Below are 22315 nucleotides of genomic sequence, written 5' to 3'. Positions count from 1 at the left end.
TGAGCGCGCGGAGGCGGCGGGCGCGCGGGATCGCTCGGCTGAAGCGGGGCGCCCGCGGGCCCGGCAGCCAGGCGGAGCGGAGCCAGCTTCCGCCCAGCGGACGGACGACGCCGCCCGCCCCGGTCTTGAACCGCGCGAGGCCGGGCGCGAGCCCCGCATCCGCCGCGCCGAGGTCGATCCGCGCGACACCCAGTTCCCGCAGCTCGACCATCGCGCGCCAGAGGCAGAGGTTGCCAGCCGACAGCGCGCGCCCCGCGGCGGAGGTCCAGCCGGTCTGGTAGGTCGCCGCGTCGCCGTGGCGGAGGAACAGCATGGCGGCCAGACGCTCCCCCCGGCGGGTGACGGTGAAGATCTGTCCAGTGCCGGGCGCCACGTCGCAGAGGGCGGCCACGAGGACGGGCGGCATCGGCCGGACGCGGCGGCGGCGCGCGGCCTCCGCCTCCGCCGCGAAGAGCCAGTGGCGCGGATCGGGAGGCATCGGGCGGCGGCGCACCTCGAGGCCCTGCCCGAGCGCGTGGCGCAGCCGGTTGCGCCACTTGACCGACATCCGCGCGGCCAGCACCTCAGGCGGCGCGTCGAGGTCGAGCTCCGCCACACGGCGCGGCGGGGCGATGCGCCGGAACCCCGCCCCGGCGAGCGCCTCGCCGTCGCGCTCCGTCTCGGCGTGGATCACGAGGTGCCTTGCGCCGAGCGCCGCGCGGAGCCCACGTGCGGCCGCGACGGAGATCCCCGTGCCCCCGCGCGTGATCATCGCCGTGCGGCCGAGCAGCGGAAGGGTGCGCAGGACGGCATGGCCGCCCGTGTCCGGCCCGAGCCCCACCACCTCCGCCCCGAGGCGCCGGAGCGCCTCCGCCCAGACCTCCGATTGCTGGAGCGGCGCGAGATCGGGCAGGGGGCGACGGGCGGGAGGATCGGGAACCATGCCCCGGATGCTCTGCGCGCGTGGTGAATCCGGGGTTAAGACGCCGCGATCCGGGGGAATGACGCGCCCGCAGCCGACCGGGAGCCAGATCGGCCCACGAGGTCCGCGCGGACGGCGCCCGTCCGGGTCGTGCCCCCCGCCGCGGTCGATGTGCGCGGGCCCGGGGCCTGCCCGGTGTGTCCCCGGTGTTGCCAGGGCCCGCCGGGCGCAACGCCCGAGCCCTTGGGGCCGCTGCGCCGAAGCCTTCCGGGCGTGCCGCCGCGCAGTCCGCTAGGAATGCGCTCTCCTCGGGTCGGAGGTTGGGCAGGACCCGGTGACAGCAGAATGCCGCGCTGCCTCCACGCTGTCGGCGCGGGTGTCCTCTCTTCGCCGGTCAGGACCCGAGGGCGCGATCACCAAGGCCCGCTCAGCCCTCGAGCACGACGAGCGCGTGGCGCTTGCGGCCGGCCGAGAGCTTCAGCGGGCTGGCGAGGTCGGCGGTGCCGAGCACGAGGCCCGCGTCGGTGAGCGCCGCGTCGTTCATCCGCGCGCCGCCCTCGGCGATCAGGCGCTTGGCGTCCTTGCCGGACTTCGCCAGGCCCGTGCGGGTGATGAGCTGGACGATGGAGATGCCGTCGCCGACCTCGGCCGCGCTGAGCGAGAGGGTGGGCAGGTCCTCGCCCATGCCGCCCCGCTCGAAGACCTCGCGCGCGGTGGCCTCGGCGGCCTCCGCCGCCTCCCGCCCGTGGCAGAGCGCCGTGACCTCGTTCGCCAGCACGATCTTGGCCGCGTTGATCTCCGACCCGCCGAGGGCGCCGAGCCGCTCGCACTCGGCCAGCGGAAGCTCGGTGTAGAGCTTGAGGAACCGGCCCACGTCCGCGTCCGTCGCGTTGCGCCAGAACTGCCAGAACTCGTAGGGCGAAAGGAGATCGGCGTTGAGCCAGGTGGCACCTTGCGCGGTCTTTCCCATCTTCTTGCCGTCCGACGTGGTCAGGAGCGGCGTGGTCAGCGCGAAGAGCTCTGCGTCCATCACCCGGCGCGCGAGGTCCACACCGTTCAGGATGTTGCCCCACTGGTCCGAGCCGCCCATCTGCAGCAGGCACCCCTCGCGGCGGTGCAGCTCGAGGAAGTCGTAGGCCTGCAGGATCATGTAGTTGAATTCGAGGAAGCTCAGGCTCTGCTCCCGGTCGAGGCGCGACTTCACGCTCTCGAAGGAGAGCATCCGGTTGACCGAGAAGTGCCGCCCGATGTCGCGCAGGAACTCGAGGTAGTTCAGCCCGTCGAGCCACTCGGCGTTGTTCAGCATCACCGCGCCGGTCGCGCCCGTCCCATAGTCGAGATACTTCGCGAAGACGTTCTTGAGGCTGTCGATGTTGGCATCGATCGCCTCGGCCGTCAGGAGCGGGCGCTCGTCGGCGCGGAAGGAGGGGTCGCCCACCTTCGTCGTGCCCCCGCCCATCAGCGTGATCGGCCGGTTCCCGGTCGTCTGGAACCAGCGCAGGAGCATGATGTTCAGAAGGTGGCCGACGTGCAGCGACTTCGCCGTGGCGTCATAGCCGATATAGGCCGTCACCGGACCCGCGAGGAGGCGTGCGTCGAGCCCCTCGAGGTCGCTGCAATCGGCGAGGAAACCGCGCTCGATGACGATGCGAAGGAAGTCGGATTTGGGCTGGTAGGTCATGTCCGTCACGTCCATTCTTCGGCCTCGACGGGCTATAGCGGGCGAGGGGATGAAGGGGAAGGGGCGCGAAAGGACGGTCCGGTGCATCGCGGGATGCATGTCGGGCACCTCCATGGACGGCGTCGACCTCGCCGTGGTCGACACCGACGGGCTAGACATCCTGGCGCTCGGCGAGACGCGCTATCGCCCCTATTCCGCGACCGAGCGCGCGACGATCCGCGAGGCCCTCGGCACCTGGCCCGGCGACGACAGGGCCGAGGCCGCCGCCCGTGTCGTGGAGGCGGCCCATGCCGAGGTCTGCGCAGGGCTCGAGGACGTGGCGGCCATCGGCTTCCACGGCCAGACCCTTTCCCACGATCCCGACAACCGGCGGACGCACCAGGCGGGCGACGGCGCGCGGCTCGCGGAGTTGACGGGCCGGATGGTCGTCTGGGACTTCCGCTCGACCGACATGGCGATGGGCGGGCAGGGCGCGCCGCTCGCGCCCTTCTACCACTGGGCCTGCGCGCGGCTGATCGGGGCGGGCGGGCCGCTGGCCTTCCTCAACCTCGGCGGCGTCGGCAACATCACCTGGGCCGATCCGCAGGCGGAGGCGCCCGAGGCGCCCGGCGCGCTCCTCGCCTTCGACACGGGGCCCGCGAATGCGCCCATCGACGACGTGATGCGCGCGCGCGGCCTCGGCGATTTCGACGCGGACGGGGCGCTCGCGAAGACCGGCCGCGTCGCGCGCGACGTGGTGCAGGCGGCGATGGGCGCGCGCTACTTCGCGCGGATGCCGCCGAAGTCGCTCGACCGGAACGATTTCGCCGATCTCTTCGACGTTCTGGCGCCGTTGCCCGACGCGGATGCGGTCGCGACGCTCACCGCCATCGCGGTGGCGTCGGTGGCGCGGGCCATGGTCCACCTGCCCGAGGCGCCCGCGCAGCTTCTGGTCACCGGGGGCGGGAGGCGGAACGGGGCGATGATGTCGGGCCTCCGCGCGGCGCTGAAATGCCCGGTCCACGCGGTCGAGGCGGTGGGCCTCGACGGCGACTTCCTCGAGGCGCAGGCCTTCGCCTATCTCGCCGCGCGCGTGCTGAACGGGATGCCGACGAGCGCGCCGGGAAGCACGGGCGTCGCGGCCCCCGTGGGCGGCGGGCGGCGCTCGGTCCCCTAGGCCGCGCGCGGGCCCGCGCAGTGCGCACCAGCGAGACGGTGTAGATCACCAGCGCCAGCCAGATCAGCGGAAAGGCTACCGCGCGGGCCGGGCCGAAGGGCTCGGCGAAGACGAAGACGGCCACCAGCATGATGAGCGTCGGCGCGATGTATTGCAGGATGCCGATGGTCGAGAGCTTCAGCCCCTTGGCCCCGTTGGCATAGAGGATCAGCGGCACCGCCGTCACCACGCCGCAGCCGATCAGCATGAGCGTGTCGAAGCGGCCGGTCGTCAGGAAATGCCCCTCCGGCCCGAGCCACAGGACATAGGCCAGCGCGAAGGGCGAAAGGAGCAGCACCTCGAGCAGGAAGCCCTGGTTCGGGCCGATGGGCAGCGTCTTCCTGAGGTAGCCGTAGATCCCGAAGGACCCCATGAGCACCAGCGCGACCCAGGGCACGACGCCCGAGGCCACGGTCAGGATCGCGACGGCGACGGCGGCCAGGCCGACCGCGACCCATTGCGCGGGCGCGAGCCTCTCGCGCAGGACGACCGCGCCGAGAAGCACCGAGAAGAGCGGGTTGATGTAGTAGCCGAGCGCGGCGTCGAGGGCGTGATCGTTGGCGATGGCCCAGACGTAGACGCCCCAGTTGAGGCTGATCATCGTCGCCGTCAGCGCCGCCATCCCCACCATGCGCGGGTCGCGGAGCGCGCGCCCGAGGTCCGAGGTGCGGCGGAGCGCGATGAGCACGAGCCCCGCGACCGGCACCGACCACAGCACGCGGTGCGCGATGATCTCGACCGGCGGAATGTGCTCGATCGCCTTCATGTAGATCGGCAGCCCGCCCCAGAGGACATAGGCCGAGACCGCGAAGGCGAAGCCTGCGGGCGTGTCACCGGAGTGCTGGGCTGGGGTCGTCATGGCACGGGCCTAGCGCAGGGCGCGGGCCGCTGCGAGACGGAAATGGGAATGTCTCCCATCACGGCGCGCGATGGGGGAGCGAGGCGGCGTAGTCCCGCGCGAAGGCCGGGTATCCGGGCGCGGTCGTACGCAGGTGCGGCGCGAGGTCCCGGTGCAGGTCGGGCAGGCGGGGGAAGGGCACGTCGGGATAGCTGTGGTGCTCGGCGTGGAAGGGCATGTTCCAGGCCAGCGCGCGGGTCAGGCGGCTCGCGAAGGTCGTGCGCGAGTTCTCGAGCATGTCGGCGACGGGCGGACAGCGCCCGTGCTCGGCCAGGAGGTAGACCCGCAGGAAGGGCTGCCCGAGCAGCGCGGGGACGATCCAGAGCCAGAGCGCCAGCGGGCTGAGAAGGAGGCTCAGGCCGATCAGCCCGTAGAGGCCGAGGAGCACGCGCGCCTCACGGATCATGGCGGGCTTGCGTCCCTCGGGCAGGTAGGGCGCGTCGAGGCGGCCGCGCGCGTTGGCCCAGACAAGCTTCGCCATGCCCCACCAGTAGGGCAGCCCCGTCAGGTGCCAGGCCAGCGCTCCCGCCGTGCCGGGGCGCGGGCCGCCCTCGAGCTCGGGGTCGCGGTCGGGGTCGTTCGTGAAGCGGTGATGCGCGAGGTGGAACGCGCGGAACCACGCGAAGGGCAGGACGAGCGGCAGGCTGACCGCGTGGCCCGCCGCGTCGTTGATCCAGCCGGTGCGGAAGGGCGTGCGGTGCGTGCATTCGTGCGACAGCGTGAAGAGGAACACCTGCGCGATGCCGAGCGGCATGAGGAAGAGCGGCCAGAACGGGAGTTGCAGGGCGACCGGCAGCCCGAGGAGGACGATCGCCCCCAGATGCCCCGCAAGGTGGATCAGGCCCGCGCGGTCCGACCGCTCGGTCAGCGACGCGCGCCGCTCGGGCGGGAGCGCGGCGAGGACGGCGCGGTGGTCGGGGGCTTCGGTCACGGGGCCTCGGGGGATGCGGCCCCACGGGAGGGCCATCGCCAAGGTGCCCCAGCCGCGGGGTCCCGCTCAAGGGGCGTTTGCGGGGGGGTGGGCTTCCCTGACGGAGGCGCGGTGGCCGGGGGCTTCGGTCACGGGGCCTCGGGGGATGCGGCCCCACGGGAGGGCCTCCGTCAGGGTGCCCCAGCCGCGGGGTCCCGCTCAAGGGGCGTTTGCGGGGGGTGGGCTTCCCTGACGGAGGCGCGGTGGTCGGGGGCTTCGGTCACGGGGCCTCGGGGGATGCGGCCCCACGGGAGGGCCATCGCCAAGGTGCCCCAGCCGCGGGGTCCCGCTCAAGGGGCGTTTGCGGGGGGGGGTGGGCTTCCCTGACGGAGGCGGGGTGGCCGGGGGCTTCGGTCACGGTGCCTCGAGGGGCTGCGGCCCCACGCGAGGGCCTCGATCAAGGTGCCCCAGCCGCGGGGTCGCCCTCAAGGGGCGTTTGCGGGGGACGTCGGGCAGAGGGCTTGGGCAGAGGGCTTGGGCAGAGGGCTTGGGCAGGGGGCTTGGGCAGAGGGCTTGGGCAGGGGGCTGAGCAAGAAGCTGGACAGGGGGGGTGCGCAGTGATCCTCGACTGGGGAGCGGAGGTGCGGGGTCTCGGCCGCAGCGCCTCGGTCAGGAGGCCTTGGTCCGGATGATGGGGCGCGGCGCCCCCGTCACAAGGCCCGGGTCACGAGGCCCCGATCATGGGGCGCCTCCGCCACGGCGCCTCCGCCGCGGGGCCTCCATCAAAGGGCCTCCCTCACGGGGCGTCGCTCGCGTGGCGCCTCTCGCGAGGCTCCCGCCGAGCGCCCCCGCTCGAGCGGTTCTGATGGCCTCTTTCAGGGGCCTGGCCGAAGTGCCTCATGCGCGGGCCTTGCGCGCGCGCGTCTCCGGCGAGCCATCTCCTGGCGGCCCGCGCAAACGCCCTCGCTCGGGGGACGCTCCGGGCCCGCCTCATGGTGCCTCGCGCGCGCGGCCTCGCCCGTGCGCGCGCCTTGCGAGGCTCCTCCTCGCGGCCCGTTCGAACCCCTCGCTCGGGGCCGCTCCGGGCCCGTCTCATGGTGCATCGCGCGCGCGCCGCGCGGTCGGGGCGTCATTCGCGCGGGATGTCGAAGCCCGGGGGCGCAAGCTCGAACCCCTCGAAGCGGAAGCCCGGCGAGACGGTGCAGGAGACGAGCGTGTAGTCCCCCGTGCTCCGCGCCGCCTGCCAATGGCCCTCGGGCACCACGATCTGCGGCCGGCCTTCGGTCAGGTCGGGCGTCAGGAGATGGTCGCCCGCCGGTCCCGCCTCGGTCTCCGCCATCGACAGGATCAGCGGCGCGCCCGCGTGCCAGAGCCAGATCTCGGCCGCGTCGACGCGGTGCCAGTGGCTCCGCTCGCCCGCCTTGAGGAGGAAGTAGATGCAGGTGCCCGTGGGCCGCCCCGCATTGTCCGCCGCCCAGGTCTGGCGGTAGTGCCCGCCCTCGGGATGGGGCTGGAGCCCGAGCGTCGCGATGATCCCGTCTGCGGTCATTTCCGGCTGGTCCCCCGTGGCGGAGCGGTTAGGCTTCGACCGTAACGCCCGGAGGAGGCCATGAAAACTGTCGTCGTCGGAACCGGCATCCTCGGCGCCGCCATCGCCTTCCGCCTCGCCGAGGCCGGGTGCGACGTGCTCGCCATCGGGGCGGGCGGGGGGGCGACCGAATGCTCCTTCGGCTGGATCAACGCGAGCTTCTACCTCGACGCACACCACCACCGCCTGCGGCGCGAGGGGATGGCGGCCTGGCGGCGGCTCGGGGAGGTGCCCGGCCTCGACTGGCAGGGCGCGGTGAGCTGGGAACATGACGCCGCCGGGCTCGAAGCGCAGGCGGCGGAGCTGGAGGGCCACGGCTACCGGGTCGAGCGGCTGGGGATGAACGCGCTCCGCGACCGGGTGCCGGGGCTCGCCGTCGCGCCGGAGCTGGCGCTGGCCTTCCCGGAGGAGGGGTCGGTCGAGCCGGCATCCGCCGCGCGGGCGCTGCTGGCGCGGGCCGAGGACGCAGGCGCGCGCCTGATGCTCGGCGCGCGGGTCGAGGCGGTGACGGCGCGGGCGGGCCGCGTGACCGGGCTCCGCACGACCTGGGGCGAGGTCGCGGCGGACGCGGTGATCGTCGCGGCGGGCTGCGGCGCACCCGCCCTGGTGGAACCGCACGGCCTCGCCCTGCCGATGCTGACCCGACCCGGCGCGATGATGGTCAGCCGCCCGGTCCCGCGCGTGACGGACACGATCCTCGTCGCGCCTGCGCGCGAGATCCGGCAGGACGCCGCGGGCCGCATCCTCGCGCCCGGCGCCGTCTCGCACCAGGGCGACGATGCCGAACGGCTGGACCTGGGCCCCGAGGCGACGGCGGCGCAGGCGAAGGGCGCGGTCGAGGCGCTGTTCCCGGGCCTCGCGCTCGACTGGCAGCGGATCGCCATCGCCAACCGCCCGATGCCGGGCGACGGGCGGCCGGTGATCGGCCGCGCGGGGCCCGAGGGGTTGTTCCTCGCCGTGATGCATTCGGGCGTCACGCTCGCCGCGATCGCGGGCGAGGCGGTGGCGGACCTGATCGCGGGCGGAGACCGTTTCGGCGCGCTCCTCGCCCCCTACGACCCGCGCCGCTTCGCCGCCTGACTCACTCGGCGGGCTCGCTCCGCGCCACGGCGAAGCCGGGGGTGCCCCGGTCCTCCGGGTGGCGGGCGAGGTGGCGGGCCTTGATCTGCCCGGAGGTCAGGCGCGAGCCGTCATGGCTCCATCCCGGCGGCGCAACGGCATACATGACCCGCTCGCGCAGGGTCAGCCCCGGGCGCGTCACGTCGCGCAGGATCGCGGCCCATTCGTGGAAGGCGACGCGCAGCGGGTTGAACGTGCCGAGGTTCTGGACGAGGCCGTAATCGGGCTTCTCGTCCGCGCGCTCGGGCACGAAGGTGCCGAAGAGCCTGTCCCAGACGATGAAGACGCCCGCGTAGTTGGCGTCGAGGTAGCGCGGATTGCGCCCGTGATGGACGCGGTGGTGGCTCGGCGTGTTCATCACCGCCTCGACCCAGCGCGGCATCCGCCCGATGGCCTCGGTGTGTATCCAGAACTGGTAGATCAGGTTCAGCCCCCCGCAGAACAGCACCATCGCCGGGTGGAACCCCAGCAGGATCAGCGGCGCGCGCACGATCATCATGAAGGTGAAGGTCCCCGTCCATGTCTGCCGGAGCGCGGTCGTCAGGTTGTAGTGCTGGCTCGAATGATGGTTGACGTGGCTGGCCCAGACCCAGCGGATGCGGTGCCCGAAGCGGTGCACCCAGTAGTAGCGCAGGTCGTCCAGCACGAAGCAGAGGATCACGACCCAGACGCTGGTGCCGAGGTCGAGCGGCGTGATCTCCCAGAGCGCCATGAAGAAGGCCCAGGCGACGAAGCCGAGGAACAGCCCCTCGGCCACGTTGCCCGCGCCCATGACGAGCGAGGTCACGGCGTCCCGCGTCTCGTAACGGCCGCCGCGCCGGGCGAGGTGGATCCACAGAAGCTCCACCAGGATCAGCGCGATGAAGAACGGGACGGCGAGTTGCACCACGTCGGGGTAGCTGAGCGTGTCGGTCATGCGGCGTGCGGCTCCTCGGGTGGGGTTGCCTGGCCGCCCTCGATCAGGGCGAGCCAGCGGCTGGTGGCGCCGGGCGACAGCTTCACCCGCACGGAAGGCGCGGCGAAGTCGTTCAGGAGGATGCGCAGCCCGGTGTTCGAGCGCGAGGCGCGCGCGCCCTTCAGCCAGTGCGCGGTCGTGTCGGCGCCCATGTGCCAGACGATGGCGGGGCCGCGTCCGGTCTCGACCAGCGCGGCCATGCGGTCGTCCGAAAGGTGGACGGCGCGCGCGGGCACGTCGGGCTCGGCCCGGTCCCAGGCGGCGCGGGCGGTCTCCTCGGTGAAGGGCTCGGCGCGCGAATAGCCGAGGAGTTGCAGCAGCAGGGCGATGCCTGCGATGCCGCCCACGACCAGGATCAGCAGCACGTCCAGCGGCATGGTCCCCTCCTCCGCGCGGGGAGTTTCCATCCGCCCGGACGAAGTGTCAAACACGCCGCCGCGTCAGGGTCCGAGTCGCCGGGCGAGGTCGCGGAAATCCCCGGCCACCACGTCCCAGTCGGCGGCCGGGGCGAGGTCCGTGACCTGCGCCGGCCCGTGCTCGGTCGGGCGCGGCACGAAGCCGGTGGCGAGGCCCGCCGCGCGCGCGGCGGCGAGGTCGTCGTTGTGGGCGGCGACCATCATCACCTCGGAGGGGTCGAGGCGCAGGGCGGCGCAGGCGGCGAGGTAGACCTGCGGCTTCGGCTTGTAGTCCCGCGCGATCTCGGCGCCGAGGATGCAGTCCCAGGGCAGCCCGCCCCAGCGCGCGAGCCGCGTCATCAGCGCGATGGACCCGTTGGAGCAGGGCGCGACGATGCGCTGCGCCTTCAGCGCGGTCAGTCCCGGCACCACGTCGGGCCAGGGATCGAGCCGCTCCCACGCCGCGTTGAGGTGGTCGGGCGCGGTCACGCCGAAGGCGGCGGCCACGCGGTGCAGGTTCTCGAGGTGCAGGTCGTCGAGCGGCACGTATCCCCGCCCGCCGTCGCGGATGCGCGCCATGGCGGGGTCGTACTCCGCCCGCCACGCGCTCGCGAAGGCGGCGGCGTCGAGGTCCGGGAGGACCTTCGCCACCTCGCGCGCGACGGAACCCCGCCAGTCCACGCAGGTGCCGAAGACGTCGAAGATCAGGGCCTTGAGCATGGCCGCGAAGGTGGCACGCGAAGCGGGATCAGTCGAGCGGCATCTCGTAGAAGACGAGGCGGCGCGCGACCTCCTCCGGCATCTCCCGGTAGGGGCCGCGCCGGACGAAGCCCATCCGGTCGTAGAGCGCCTGCGCCGCCGTCAGCGCGCGGCCCGTGTCCATCAGGATGCGGCGGAAGCCGAGGTCGCGGCAGTCCTGCACCAGCCGCTCCATGAGGCGCCGCCCCGCGCCCGTGCCCTGCGCGGCGGGCGCGATCCAGACGCGCTTGATCTCGGCGTCGCCGGGGGCGAGCGTCTGCACCGTGCCGCAGCCGACGGGCGCGCCGCCCTTCAGGACGAGGCGCATCATTCCCTTCGGCGGGCGGTTGGCGACCTCTGCCGCCTCCAGCACGGCGCGGAACCGCTCCTCCGGGTAGGCTGACAGGACGGCGGCGTCGTCGGGCGGCGGAAGGGACGCGAGGAACGCCCGGTAATCCCATGACATTGCTCGGAAAGCGGCCATCTGGGCCGCCCCCCTTGGTTCCACGATGCGGAGCATCAGCTCCGCAGGATCGACCGGCCGGCGTAGTGCGCGGTCTCGCCCAGCATCTCCTCGATGCGGATGAGCTGGTTGTACTTGGCCAGCCGGTCCGAACGCGCGAGCGAGCCCGTCTTGATCTGCCCGCAGTTCGTCGCCACGGCGAGGTCGGCGATGGTCGCGTCCTCGGTCTCGCCCGAGCGGTGCGACATCACGCAGGTCATGCGGTTGCGGTGGGCGAGGTTCACGGCGGCCAGCGTCTCGGACAGCGTGCCGATCTGGTTCACCTTCACGAGGAGCGAGTTGCCGCAGTTCCGCTCGATCCCCTCGGCGAGGCGCTTCGGGTTCGTCACGAAGAGGTCGTCGCCGACGAGCTGCACGCGGTGGCCCAGCACCTCGGTCAGCGTCGCCCAGCCGTCCCAGTCGTCCTCGGCGCAGCCGTCCTCGATCGACAGGATCGGGTAGTCGCTGACCAGCGCCTCGAGATAGGCCACGTTATCGTCCGAGGTGAAGGTTTTCCCTTCGCCTTCCATGACGTACCGGCCGTCCTTGAAGTATTCCGTCGCGGCGCAGTCGAGCGCCAGCATGACGTCGTCGCCGGGCGTGTAGCCCGCCTTCTCGACGGCGCGCAGGATGAAGTCGAGCGCGTCGCGGGCCGAGGAGAGGTTCGGCGCGAAGCCGCCCTCGTCGCCGATGCCGGTGGAGAGGCCGGCGCCCGACAGCTCCTTCTTCAGCGTGTGGAAGATCTCCGAGCCCATGCGCACGGCCTCCGAGAGGCTGGCCGCGCCCACCGGCATGATCATGAATTCCTGGATGTCGATCGGGTTGTCCGCGTGCTCGCCGCCGTTGATGATGTTCATCATCGGGACCGGCAGGACATGGGCCGCGGTGCCGCCCACGTAGCGGAAGAGGGGCTGGGTGGTGAACTCGGCCGCCGCCTTGGCGACCGCGAGGCTGACCCCGAGGATCGCGTTCGCGCCGAGGCGGCCCTTGTTCGCGCTGCCGTCGATCTCGATCATGGCGGCGTCGATGGCCTCCTGCTCGGTCGCGTCGAAGCCCACCAGCGCCTCGGCCAGTTCGCCGTTCACCGCCGCGACCGCCTCGAGCACGCCCTTGCCGAGGTAGCGCGACGTGTCGCCGTCGCGCCGCTCGACCGCCTCGTGGACGCCCGTGGAGGCCCCCGAGGGCACCGCCGCGCGGCCCATCGAGCCGTCCTCGAGCGTCACGTCGACCTCGACGGTCGGGTTGCCGCGGCTGTCTAGGATCTCGCGGGCGTGGATGTCGATGATGGTGCTCATGGGGTCCGGTCCCTTCGGGGTTCAGGCTTCGGCCCGTTCCTAGCGGCGCGGGCCCCGCGTGAAAAGGGGTCAGGCCCGGGCCGCTCGCCGCACCTGCGCCTCGCGCCAGAAGGTGTAGAGGCCGGTGGCGATCACGATCGCCGCGCCGATCAGCGTCCAGCCGTCCGGGATCTCGCCGAAGGCGAGGGCGGCGATGACGAAGGCGAAGACGAGGCGCGTGTAACGTAAGGGCGTGACGGCCGAGACCTCGCCGACCCGCATGGCCGAGGTGATCGCGTAGTAGGCGACGAGCGAGCAGAGGAGCGCGCCGAGAAGCTGGAAGCCCTCGGTCCGGTCGGGCACCGCCGCGCCGCCCGAGAGCGCCAGCAGCACGGCCCCCGCGAGCGTCACCGCCACGAAGCCCCAGGCGCCGAGCAGCAGCGTCGAGACCTCGCGCGGGATCGGCCGCGTGGCGAGGTCGCGCCCCGCGAGTCCGATCACCGCGCCGACCGCCCAGAGCGTCGCGGGCTCGAACCCCGCATAGCCGGGGCGGATGATGACGAGCACGCCCGCCAGCCCGATCCCGATGGCGAGCCAGCGCCGCCAGCCGACCTTCTCGCCGAAGAACAGCGCCGCGCCGAGCGTCACGAGGAGCGGATTGGCCTGGATCACGGCGGAGAGGAGGCTGAGCTCGATCTGCGAGAGCGCGATGACGAAGCAGACGGTCCCGAGGATCTCGCAGGCGTTGCGCGCCATGACCGGCCCGCTCCAGAGCATCGGCGAGAGAAGCCGCGCCCCCTGCGCGCGGGCGGCGATGCCGAAGACGATCGCGCCGCCGATGCCGAAGACCATCAGGACCTGGCCCACGGGCAGGCGGTCCACGGTGAGCTTGATGAACATGTCGGTGAGCGCGAAGGCCAGCATGGCCAGCGTCATCCACGCCATGCCCTTGAGATTGTCCATCTTCCGTCCCCTCCGTCCTTCGGGGATTACCCCGCGGGCGCGGCGGCGGAAAGGGTCATTCCGTGAGGGCCGGGATCTCGGGCAGGGCGTGGCCGGCCTCGGCCAGGCGGGGGGCGATCTGGTTCTCGATGGCGCGCCGGGTGACGGGGCCGCGGAAATGCAGGACGACCGTGCCCGTGTCGTCGATGAAGAAGGTCTCGGGCATGGCGACGATGCCCCAGTTGATGCCGTTGCCCGCCCGGTCGTCGCGGCCGATGGCGTCGTAGGGATTGCCGAGCTCGTCGAGGAAGGACAGCGCCTGGTCCACCCGGTCGTTGTAGTTCACGCCGTAGAGCGGCAGGCCCGCCTCGGCGAGCGCCGTCAGGACCGGATGCTCGGCCCGGCAGGGCGGGCACCAGGAGGCGAAGAAGTTCACGGCGACGAGGCCGTTCCCCTCCAGCATGTCGCGGGTCAGGAGCGTGTTGTCGGCGAGCGGATCGAGGTCCAGGTCCGGCGCTGCGCGCCCCTGCTGGGCCGAGGGCAGCGCGGTGGTGTCCACGCCCTGCTGCTGGGCGAACTGGTTGTTCTGCAACTGCCAGAACCAGATCCCCGCGACCCCGACGAACAGGATCAGCGGCAGCACCATCAGCCAGTTGAACTTCATGACGTCTTTCCGCGCCGCTCTTCGACGGACGAGAGTTTGCGCAGGACGCGCCGCGCCTTCCAGACCGAGGCGATCACGATCACGACAAGAAGGAGGATCGAGGCGGCATAGGCCGACAGCACCTCGACGGCGTAGGGTCCGAGATCGGGCATCAGGCCATCCTCTCCTGGGCGATGAGGGCCTTGAGGCGGCGGGCGCGGATCTCGGTCCGGGTGCGGTAGAGCACCAGCGCGAGGAACAGGAAGCCGAAGCCCGCGAGCGCGGTGACGAGCGGATACCAGAAGACGTTGGCGATGTTCTGCTCGCGGTCGAGCGAGAGCGTCGCGCCCTGGTGGAGGCCCTGGTTCCAGAACACCAGCGCATAGCGCGAGATCACCGCGAAGACCGAGCCGACGAGGCAGAGGACGGCGGTGAGGTCGGCCGCAGCGTCGGGGTTCTCGACCGCCTCCCAGAGCGCCATGTAGCCGAGATAGAACAGGAAGAGGATCAGGAACGAGGTGAGCCTCGGGTCCCATTCCCACCAGGTGCCCCACATCGGCTGGCCCCAGATCGCGCCGGTGACGAGCGCGATGACGGTGAAGACCATGCCCACGGGCGCCGCGGCCTTGGCGGCCAGCGCCGAGACGTGGTGGCGGCGGATGAGCCAGATGAGCGAGGTCACGAGCATCATGAACCAGGCGTTCACCGCCATGATGGCGGAGGGGACGTGGACGTAGATGATCTTGACCGTCGAGCCCTGGCGGAAGTCGTTCGGCGTGAAGAAGAAGCCCCAGACGAGGCCGACCGCCAGGCACAGCGCCGCGATGCCCCAGATCCACGGGAGGAGAGCTCCCGAGACGGACATGAACTTGCGCGGGTTCGCGTATTCCCAGAACGACGCCATGGCCCGGGTTTTACGGGGCGATGTGAGCGCTCTCAATGCGGCGCCCTAGCGCAGATTGACGCGGGGCCCGGCGCGTGCGGGACGGGCGGTCCCGAAGGGCGTATTTGAAGAAAGATGAAGGGGCGGGGCTCAGCGCAGGTTGACGCGGAGTGCCGCTGCGGCGGCGAAGGGCAGGATGGCGAGCGAGCCGAGCGTGATGCCGGCGAGAAGGAGGAGGGGGGTGGTGGCGTCCTGCCCCTCGGCGCCGCGGATCACGGCGAGCGCGCCGAAGATCAGCGTCGGCACGTAGAGCGGCAGGACGAGGAGCGACAGGAGCAGCCCGCCGCGCTTGATGCCCACGGTCAGCGCCGCGCCGAAGGTGCCGATGGCCGAGAGCGCGGGCGTGCCGAGCGCCAGCGAGGCCACGAGCCAGGGATAGGCCGGCAGGGGCAGGTTGAGGAGGAGGCCGAGCACGGGCGCCGCCAGCACCAGCGGCAGGCCCGTGGTGATCCAGTGCGAGAGCGCCTTGATCGCGGCCACGCCCTCGAGCGGCACGGGCGCGGTGGCGAGGAGGTCGAGCGTCCCGTCCTCCCAGTCGAGCTGGAAGATCCGGTCGAGCGAGAGGAGGCAGGCCAGCAGCGCGCCGAGCCAGAGGATGCCCGGCGCGATGGTCTCGAGCACCATGGTGGCGGGGCCGACGCCGAAGGGGACGAGGGTGGCGAAGATCAGGAAGAAGGCGAGGCTGAGGCCGAAGCCGCCGCCCGCGCGGACGGCGAGCGCGAGGTCGCGCCGGAGGAGGCCGGTCATCGCAGGCTCTCCGCCGCGAAGGGGTCGCCGCCGAAGGGGTCGCCGCCGAAGGGATCGTCCGCGCGGAGCCGCCTGGCCATGAAGGGCGTCACGTCGAGCGTCCGCGCGTTCGGCAGGCCAAGGTCGATGTGGGTCGCGATGACCGCCGCGCCGCCGGTGGCGAGGTGGGCCTCGACCGCGCGCGCGAAGCGGGCGACGTTCTCGACGTCGAGCGAGACCGTCGGCTCGTCGAGGCACCAGACCGGACGCCCGGTGACCAGCAGGCGCGCGAGCGAGAGCCGCCGCTTCTGCCCCGCCGACATCTCGCCCGCGCGCCGGTCGGCGAGGGGGTGGAGGTCGAAGGCGTCGAGCGCGGGGCCGATGTCGCGCGTGGCGAAGGCGCCGGCCCAGAAGCGCAGGTTCTCGGCCACGGTGAGCTGCGCCTTGAGCCCGTCGGCGTGGCCCGCGTAGGCGATGGCGTCGGGGGCGCAGTCGATGTCGCCCGCCAGCGGCGGGGTCAGCCCCGCGAGCGTCCGCAGGAGCGTGGTCTTGCCCGCCCCGTTCGGCCCCCTCAGGATCAGCGCCTCGCCCGCGGCCACGCCGAAGCCGACGCCCGCGAGGACTTGCGCCGGGCCGCGCGCGCAGGAGAGATCTGTGACCGTGAGCAACATCGCGGCACAGCGGTAGCCCATCCCCGCCATCGTGAAAAGCGCCTGCCGGCCCCCCGCGTCACGACGCCCACTTGCGGCTTAGTATGCCGTTGCATACAAAAAGTGTCGCACCCTGCCTGTCCGGTCTTGAACGGAATCCGGACCGGTGGCAGGTGAGGCGAGAGGATGCCCGCGACAGACGCAGCCCGCGACCGGATGAAGGGAGGCTTGGATGCCCATTACCGTCGGCCACGATACCGCGAAGACCCGCAAGACGCTCAAGGTCGGTGACCGGAGCTATGCCTACTACTCCATCGCCGCTGCGGAAGAGGCGGGGCTCGGCGATTTCTCGAAGCTGCCGGCCGCGCTGAAGGTCGTGCTCGAGAACATGCTCCGCTTCGAGGACGGCAAGACGGTGCATGTGGACGACATCAGGGCGTTCAGCGACTGGGCGAAGATGGGCGGCCAGAACCCGCGCGAGATCGCCTACCGGCCCGCGCGCGTGCTGATGCAGGACTTCACCGGGGTTCCGGCGGTCGTCGACCTCGCCGCGATGCGCGACGGGATCAAGGCGCTGGGCGGCGACCCGCAGAAGATCAACCCGCTGAACCCCGTGGACCTCGTCATCGACCACTCGGTGATGATCGACGAGTTCGGCAACCCGCGCGCCTTCCAGATGAACGTGGACCGCGAATACGAGCGCAACATGGAGCGCTACGTGTTCCTCAAGTGGGGCCAGTCGGCCTTCGACAACTTCCGCGTGGTGCCCCCCGGCACCGGCATCTGTCACCAGGTGAACCTCGAATACCTCGCCAAGACGGTCTGGTTCGACACCGACCAGGCGGGCGAGACGGTGGCCTACCCCGACACGCTCGTGGGCACGGACAGCCACACGACGATGGTGAATGGCGCGGCGGTGCACGGCTGGGGCGCCGGCGGGATCGAGGCGGAGGCCGCGATGCTCGGCCAGCCGATCTCGATGCTGATCCCCGAGGTCGTGGGCTTCGAGCTGACCGGCGAGATGGTCGAGGGGACGACGGGCACCGACCTCGTGCTCAAGGTCGTGCAGATGCTGCGCAAGAAGGGCGTCGTCGGCAAGTTCGTCGAGTTCTACGGCTCGGGCCTCGACCACCTGCCGCTCGCCGACCGGGCGACCATCGCCAACATGGCGCCGGAATACGGCGCGACCTGCGGCTTCTTCCCGATCGACGCCGAGACGCTGCGCTACCTGCGCAACACCGGGCGTCCCGAGGAGGTGATCGCGCTGGTCGAGGCCTACGCCAGGGAGAACGGGTTCTGGCGGGGCGCGGACTACGCGCCGGTCTATACCGACACGCTGTCGCTCGACATGGGCACCATCGTGCCCGCGATCTCGGGGCCGAAGCGGCCGCAGGACTACACGCCGCTCGACAAGGCGGCGGGCGCGTTCTTCGACGTGGTCGCGCAGTTCCGCGGAGAGGACGAGACGAGCCGCGCGACCGACATGGCCTCGGAAGGGCCGACGCCCGACGCCCTGGTCGATCCGCGCAAGACCGCGAAGGTCGAGGGCGAGGACTACACGATCCGCGACGGCTCGGTGGTGATCGCCTCGATCACGTCCTGCACCAACACCTCGAACCCCTACGTGATGATCGGCGCGGGCCTCGTGGCGCGCAAGGCGCGCGAACTGGGCCTGACGCGCAAGCCCTGGGTCAAGACCTCGCTTGCGCCGGGAAGCCAGGTGGTCTCGGCCTATCTGGAGGCCGCGAACCTGCAGGAGGACCTCGACGCCATCGGCTTCAACCTCGTGGGCTACGGCTGCACGACCTGCATCGGGAACTCGGGGCCCCTCCAGCCGGAGATCTCGAAGGCGATCAACGAGAACGACCTGATCGCGACGAGCGTGCTGTCGGGCAACCGGAACTTCGAGGGCCGGATCAGTCCCGACGTGCGGGCGAACTACCTCGCCTCGCCGCCGCTCGTGGTGGTCTACGCGCTGGCGGGCGACATGAACATCAACGTCGCCACCGACCCGATCGCGCAGACGCCGGACGGGCGTGACGTCTATCTCAGGGACGTCTGGCCGACCCAGAAGGAGATCGCCGATCTCGTCGAGGCGACCGTCACCCGCGAGGCGTTCCAGACGAAATACGCCGATGTCTTCAAGGGCGACGAGAAGTGGCAGGGCGTGCAGGTGCCGCAAGCCGAGACCTACGACTGGCCCGCGACCTCGACCTACATCCAGAACCCGCCCTACTTCCAGGGCATGGGGGCGCAGCCCGGCAAGATCACCAACATCGAGGGTGCGCGCGTGCTCGCCATCCTCGGCGACATGATCACCACCGACCACATCAGCCCCGCCGGCTCGTTCAAGGAGACGACGCCCGCCGGCCGCTACTTGACCGAGCGCCAGGTCCCCGCGCGGGAGTTCAACTCCTACGGCTCGCGGCGCGGCAACCACGAGGTGATGATGCGCGGCACCTTCGCCAACATCCGCATCCGGAACGAGATGCTGGACGGGGTGGAAGGCGGCTACACGCTCGGGCCCGACGGCAAGCAGGCCTCGATCTACGACGCGGCCATGGCCTACCAGGAGGAGGGGACGCCGCTCGTGATCTTCGCGGGCGAGCAGTACGGCGCGGGCTCCTCGCGCGACTGGGCGGCCAAGGGCACGGCGCTTCTGGGCGTCAAGGCGGTCGTGGCCGAGAACTTCGAGCGCATCCACCGCTCGAACCTCGTCGGCATGGGCGTCATCCCCTTCGAGTTCACCGGCGGCGACACCCGCAAGTCGCTCGGCCTGAAGGGCGACGAGACGGTGTCGATCCACGGCCTCGACAGCGTGACGCCGCTGGCCGAGGTGCCTGCGACCATCACTTACGGCGACGGCTCGACGAAGGAGATCACGCTCAAGTGCCGGATCGATACGGCCGTCGAGGTCGAGTACATCGAGCATGGCGGCGTGCTGCACTACGTGCTCCGCAACCTCGCGCAGGCGCCCGCCGCCGCCGAGTGACCGGGACGACAGGACGAAACGGACGGGGCCGGTTGCAGACCGGCCCTTTTTCGTGCTGCGTGGGGACATGGCGGAGAGGGCGATGCGGAGAGTGCTGGTCACGGGGGCTGCGGGCGGCATCGGCGCGGCCGTGGCGCGGCGCCTCGCGCGCGACGGCTGGGACGTTGTGCTGACGGCGCATGCGCGGCTGGCCGAAGCGGAGGCGCTGGCGGCGGAGATCGGCGGACGGGCGATCGCCTGCGACCTGTCGCGTCCCGGCGCGGCCGAGGCGCTGGTCGCGCGCCTGCGCGCCGAGGGTGCGATCGACGCGCTGGTGAACAACGCCGCGGCGCTGGAGACCGGGCCCGACGGCGAAGTGACCGGGGCGCACCGGGCGATGATCGAGGTGAACCTGACCGCGCCCATCGTGCTGATGGATGCGATGCGGGGCGCGATGACCGCAGGCGGGGCCATCGTCAACATCTCCTCGCTGAACGCGGTCCGCCCGCCGTTCGGCGCCGCCGCCTACACCGCGACGAAGGCGGGGCTCGACGGCGCGACGGCGGCCTTCGCGCGGGAGCTCGGGCCCCTCGGCATCCGGGTGAACGCGGTCGCCCCCGGCCTCATCGAAAAGACCGAGGCGCCGCGGCCGGCCGAGATCGTCGACATGGTCGTGCGGGAGACGCCCCTCGGGCGCATCGGGCGGCCCGAGGACATCGCGGGCGTCGTCGCGTTCCTGCTGTCCGACGACGCGGCCTTCGTCACCGGGCAGGTGCTGGCGGTCAGCGGGGGCTACCGGCTGTGAGGACACGCGCGATGATCCGGTGGCTCCTCGACGGCCCGCTCAGGGGCTTTCCCGACCTTCCGCCGGTGTGGCTGCTGGGGTTTCTCGGGCTGGCCTGGCTCCTCGACCGGGCGCTGCCGCTGGTGGAGGCGTTCGGGCCGGTCTGGCGCTTGGCCGGCCTACTCTTGGTGGCGGCCTCGCTCGGCCTCATCGCCTGGTCGGCCTTCTGGTTCTGGCGGCGGAAGACGACGATCGAGCCGCATCACACGCCCTCCGCCCTGATCGTCGAGGGGCCCTACAGGCTCGGCCGCAACCCGATCTACCTCGGGCTCCTGGGCCTCCTGACCGGGTATGTCCTCTGGCTCGGCGCGCTCACGCCCGCGATCCTGCCCTTCGCCTTCCACCGCGTCCTCACCGTCCGCTTCATCGAGAAGGAGGAGGCGCTGCTGCGGCGGCTCTTCGGGGCCGAGGCGCACGCCTATCTCGAGCGCACGCGGCGCTGGCTCTGACGGGGGCGGCGGCGGGGCTGTGACCGGCAGGTTGCAGGTCACGCGCCATCGCAAATGCTTGATTGGCCCTCGGCCCCGCGAGGCCCTAAATGCTTGGGACATGAAGGCAGCGGGTTTCAAGGCATGACACGGACACTGGCACTTGTGGCGCTCGGCGCGGCATTCGGGCTCGCTTCCCCGGTCCTCGCGCAGGACGCGGCGCCGCAGCCGGTCGTGGTCGAGCTGTTCACCAGCCAGGGCTGCACGGCCTGTCCGCCGGCCGACGCCATGCTGGCGGAGATGGCCGGGCGGGAGGACGTGATCGGCCTGTCGCTCCACGTCGATTACTGGAACTACCTCGGGTGGGAGGACACCTTCTCGCAGGCGGCCTTCACCGAGCGGCAGCACGGCTACGGCCATGCAGCGGGCTCCACCGTGGTCTACACGCCCCAGATCGTCGTCGGCGGCTCGGACCGCGTGATGGGCGCTCGGGCGATGGAGGTCGCGGACCTGATCGCCGCCCATCGCGCCGCGCCCGATCACGTGCAGTTCGCGGTCGGCCGGACGGACGACAGCACCTTCACGCTGGAGGCGACCTGGACGGGCGCGTCGCCCGCACCCGACATGGTGGTGCAGCTCGTCGCCTTCACGCCGCACGAGCGCGTCGAGATCTCGCGCGGCGAGAACGCGGGCCGCGTGGCGGATTACCACAACGTCGTGCGCGACTGGCGCGTGGTGGCCGAGTGGGACGGCAGCCGGCCCTTCGTCGCCCGGATCGCGCCGAGCGCCGAGATGCCCCACATCGTGATCGTGCAGGAGACGGGCTACGGCGCGATCCTGGGCGTCGCGCGCCTCGAGTAGCGCTCAGACCTCGGCGTCCTCGCCGTCGGCCTCCGCCTCCGCCGCCTCCCGCGCGCGCCGGGCCGCCACGCGGTGCGGCTTCCAGCGGCGGTGCATCCAGAACCATTGCCCGGGATGCGCGTCGATCTGGTCGGCGAGGCTGTCGTTCAGCGCCTGCGTCATCTCGACGGGGTCGGTGTGCGGGATCGGCTCCTCGATGACCATCTCGAAGGAGAACCCGTCCGGTTGCCGCACGCCGTAGATCGGCACGAGCAGCGCGTCGTGCCGGAGGGCCATCTCCGCCGCCGAGAGCGAGGTGGGCGCGAGCTGGCCGAGAAAGTCGAGCATCGCGCCGTCGGCGACGTACTGGTCCAGCATCATCGCCGCCTGCCCACCGTCCTTGAGCGTGCGCAGGAAGGCCGCGAGGCCGCGCCGCGAGCGGGCATAGGCGCGCCCGCCCACCTGCTCGATCGACTCGACGTAATGGGCGTTGGCGTAGGGGTTGTTGAAGGGCCGGTAGAGCCCGCCGATGTCGTAGCCGCGCTGGTTCAGCGCCGCGCGCGCCGCCTGCCAGTTGCCGAAATGCGCCGAGACGAAGATGATCGGCCGACGCGCCCGGCGCGCCGCCTCGATCGCGGGCCAGCCGGGGCCCGAGGGCTTCAGCACGGCGGTGTCGCGGAGCTGCTCGCGGGGCGAGTAGTTCTCGATGATCGTGCGGCCCATGTTGTCGAGCGCGGCCCGCGCCACGGCGCGGCGCGTCGGCCGGTCCATGTCGGGATAGACGAAGGCCAGGTTCTCCTCCGCCCGCCGCGTATAGCCCGCCACCGGCCCGAGGAGATGGACGCAGAACCAGCCCATCGTCCGGATGCGCGCGCGCCACGGCAGGAGGTGCAGCGCCGAGATCGTGGCCCGGAACGCCCGGTCGGCCAGACGGTCGAGCCAATCTGTCCGGTTCTTCTTGGGCATCGGGTCGGGGGCTCCGGTTGCTGCGCGGGGGGCGGGCGCGGCGCCGTGCGCGGCGTCTCGCTCAGGGCGCAGGGTGGACGGGCAGGGCGGTGGCGCGCGCCCGCGTTTCGCGGTGCCACACATAGACGCCGGCCCCGACGATCACAAGCGCGCCCAGGATCGTCCAGGCGTCCGGCCTCTCGCCGAAGAAGAGGTAGCCGTTCACC

General features: G+C 71.9%; 22 protein-coding genes and 1 pseudogene. 6 read left to right on the top strand and 17 right to left on the bottom strand.

From position 1 onward, the window contains the following. A partial coding sequence (locus ACTS11_RS01410; protein WP_442638570.1) for a GNAT family N-acetyltransferase occupies window positions 1–922 on the bottom strand: 922 nt, incomplete at its 3' end. Between the two features lie 406 nt (window positions 923–1328). Beyond that, window positions 1329–2582 (bottom strand): tyrosine--tRNA ligase, encoded by a 1254-nt coding sequence (tyrS, locus tag ACTS11_RS01405; protein WP_442638569.1) that lies wholly within the window; start codon window positions 2580–2582, stop codon window positions 1329–1331. 97 nt (window positions 2583–2679) lie between these two features. Here tyrS and ACTS11_RS01400 point away from each other — a divergent pair, with 97 nt between their 5' ends. Beyond that, window positions 2680–3738 (top strand): anhydro-N-acetylmuramic acid kinase, encoded by a 1059-nt coding sequence (locus ACTS11_RS01400; protein WP_442638568.1) that lies wholly within the window; start codon window positions 2680–2682, stop codon window positions 3736–3738. A gap of 121 nt (window positions 3739–3859) precedes the next feature. On the opposite strand, the pseudogene rarD reads toward ACTS11_RS01400, so the two are convergent. The 3 genes and pseudogenes from rarD to ACTS11_RS01385 form a co-directional block, all read right to left on the bottom strand. Further along, window positions 3860–4636, bottom strand: a pseudogene (gene rarD / locus ACTS11_RS01395) (EamA family transporter RarD); the annotation flags it as partial. Window positions 4637–4694: 58 nt separating this feature from the next. Continuing rightward, window positions 4695–5606, bottom strand: coding sequence for a fatty acid desaturase (locus tag ACTS11_RS01390; protein WP_442638567.1), 912 nt, complete (start codon window positions 5604–5606; stop codon window positions 4695–4697). Between the two features lie 1108 nt (window positions 5607–6714). Further along, window positions 6715–7134, bottom strand: a complete 420-nt coding sequence (locus ACTS11_RS01385; protein WP_442638566.1) for a cupin domain-containing protein — start codon at window positions 7132–7134, stop codon at window positions 6715–6717. A 60-nt stretch (window positions 7135–7194) separates the two neighbouring features. On the opposite strand from ACTS11_RS01385, the gene ACTS11_RS01380 reads away from it, so the two are divergent. Continuing rightward, window positions 7195–8253, top strand: a complete 1059-nt coding sequence (locus ACTS11_RS01380) for an NAD(P)/FAD-dependent oxidoreductase (RefSeq protein WP_442638565.1) — start codon at window positions 7195–7197, stop codon at window positions 8251–8253. A 1-nt stretch (window position 8254) separates the two neighbouring features. On the opposite strand, the gene ACTS11_RS01375 is transcribed toward ACTS11_RS01380, so the two are convergent. The 11 genes from ACTS11_RS01375 to ccmA form a co-directional block, all read right to left on the bottom strand. Continuing rightward, complete coding sequence (locus tag ACTS11_RS01375; protein ID WP_442638564.1) at window positions 8255–9208, bottom strand: sterol desaturase family protein; 954 nt, start codon at window positions 9206–9208, stop codon at window positions 8255–8257. Next, the gene (locus ACTS11_RS01370) at window positions 9205–9624 is read right to left on the bottom strand and encodes a hypothetical protein (protein WP_442638563.1); all 420 of its coding nucleotides are present in this window, start codon (window positions 9622–9624) and stop codon (window positions 9205–9207) included. Before ACTS11_RS01370 ends, ACTS11_RS01375 begins: the two co-directional genes overlap by 4 nt. Before the next feature lie 63 nt (window positions 9625–9687). Next, window positions 9688–10362, bottom strand: coding sequence for a haloacid dehalogenase type II (locus ACTS11_RS01365; protein ID WP_442638562.1), 675 nt, complete (start codon window positions 10360–10362; stop codon window positions 9688–9690). A gap of 28 nt (window positions 10363–10390) precedes the next feature. Continuing rightward, window positions 10391–10846 carry a GNAT family N-acetyltransferase gene (locus ACTS11_RS01360; protein ID WP_442638561.1) on the bottom strand — a complete coding sequence of 152 codons (456 nt, stop codon included), beginning with the start codon at window positions 10844–10846 and terminating at the stop codon, window positions 10391–10393. 53 nt (window positions 10847–10899) lie between these two features. After that, window positions 10900–12177 carry a phosphopyruvate hydratase gene (gene eno, locus ACTS11_RS01355; RefSeq protein WP_442638560.1) on the bottom strand — a complete coding sequence of 426 codons (1278 nt, stop codon included), beginning with the start codon at window positions 12175–12177 and terminating at the stop codon, window positions 10900–10902. A gap of 69 nt (window positions 12178–12246) precedes the next feature. Then, window positions 12247–13119, bottom strand: a complete 873-nt coding sequence (locus ACTS11_RS01350; RefSeq protein WP_442638559.1) for a DMT family transporter — start codon at window positions 13117–13119, stop codon at window positions 12247–12249. A gap of 55 nt (window positions 13120–13174) precedes the next feature. Beyond that, the gene (locus tag ACTS11_RS01345; protein WP_442638558.1) at window positions 13175–13762 is read right to left on the bottom strand and encodes a DsbE family thiol:disulfide interchange protein; all 588 of its coding nucleotides are present in this window, start codon (window positions 13760–13762) and stop codon (window positions 13175–13177) included. Beyond that, on the bottom strand, window positions 13759–13914 hold the full coding sequence (gene ccmD / locus ACTS11_RS01340; protein ID WP_442638557.1) for a heme exporter protein CcmD: 156 nt from the start codon (window positions 13912–13914) through the stop codon (window positions 13759–13761). Before ccmD ends, ACTS11_RS01345 begins: the two co-directional genes overlap by 4 nt. Beyond that, complete coding sequence (locus ACTS11_RS01335) at window positions 13914–14645, bottom strand: heme ABC transporter permease (RefSeq protein WP_442638556.1); 732 nt, start codon at window positions 14643–14645, stop codon at window positions 13914–13916. The genes ccmD and ACTS11_RS01335 overlap by 1 nt, the downstream gene beginning before the upstream one ends. A 129-nt stretch (window positions 14646–14774) precedes the next feature. Beyond that, on the bottom strand, window positions 14775–15431 hold the full coding sequence (gene ccmB, locus ACTS11_RS01330; protein ID WP_442638555.1) for a heme exporter protein CcmB: 657 nt from the start codon (window positions 15429–15431) through the stop codon (window positions 14775–14777). Continuing rightward, complete coding sequence (gene ccmA, locus ACTS11_RS01325; RefSeq protein ID WP_442638554.1) at window positions 15428–16081, bottom strand: heme ABC exporter ATP-binding protein CcmA; 654 nt, start codon at window positions 16079–16081, stop codon at window positions 15428–15430. Before ccmA ends, ccmB begins: the two co-directional genes overlap by 4 nt. 211 nt (window positions 16082–16292) lie before the next feature. Between ccmA and acnA the strand changes: the two genes are divergently transcribed. From acnA to ACTS11_RS01305, 4 genes are all read left to right on the top strand, one after another. Beyond that, window positions 16293–19052, top strand: coding sequence for an aconitate hydratase AcnA (gene acnA / locus ACTS11_RS01320; RefSeq protein WP_442638553.1), 2760 nt, complete (start codon window positions 16293–16295; stop codon window positions 19050–19052). Between the two features lie 82 nt (window positions 19053–19134). Next, window positions 19135–19836: an SDR family NAD(P)-dependent oxidoreductase gene (locus ACTS11_RS01315; RefSeq protein ID WP_442638552.1), complete on the top strand. Its 702-nt coding sequence runs from the start codon at window positions 19135–19137 to the stop codon at window positions 19834–19836. A gap of 11 nt (window positions 19837–19847) precedes the next feature. Then, window positions 19848–20324, top strand: coding sequence for a methyltransferase (locus ACTS11_RS01310; RefSeq protein WP_442638551.1), 477 nt, complete (start codon window positions 19848–19850; stop codon window positions 20322–20324). 123 nt (window positions 20325–20447) lie between these two features. Next, window positions 20448–21164, top strand: coding sequence for a DUF1223 domain-containing protein (locus tag ACTS11_RS01305; protein ID WP_442638550.1), 717 nt, complete (start codon window positions 20448–20450; stop codon window positions 21162–21164). Between the two features lie 3 nt (window positions 21165–21167). Here the strand turns inward: ACTS11_RS01305 and ACTS11_RS01300 are convergent, their stop codons facing one another. Continuing rightward, complete coding sequence (locus ACTS11_RS01300) at window positions 21168–22109, bottom strand: lysophospholipid acyltransferase family protein (RefSeq protein WP_442638549.1); 942 nt, start codon at window positions 22107–22109, stop codon at window positions 21168–21170. Between the last annotated feature and the right edge of the window lie 206 nt (window positions 22110–22315).

It is taken from the genome of Roseicyclus sp. (genome assembly GCF_052168335.1).
Lineage (GTDB): Bacteria > Pseudomonadota > Alphaproteobacteria > Rhodobacterales > Rhodobacteraceae > Roseibacterium.
This window is presented reverse-complemented; position numbering and strand designations above follow the sequence as displayed.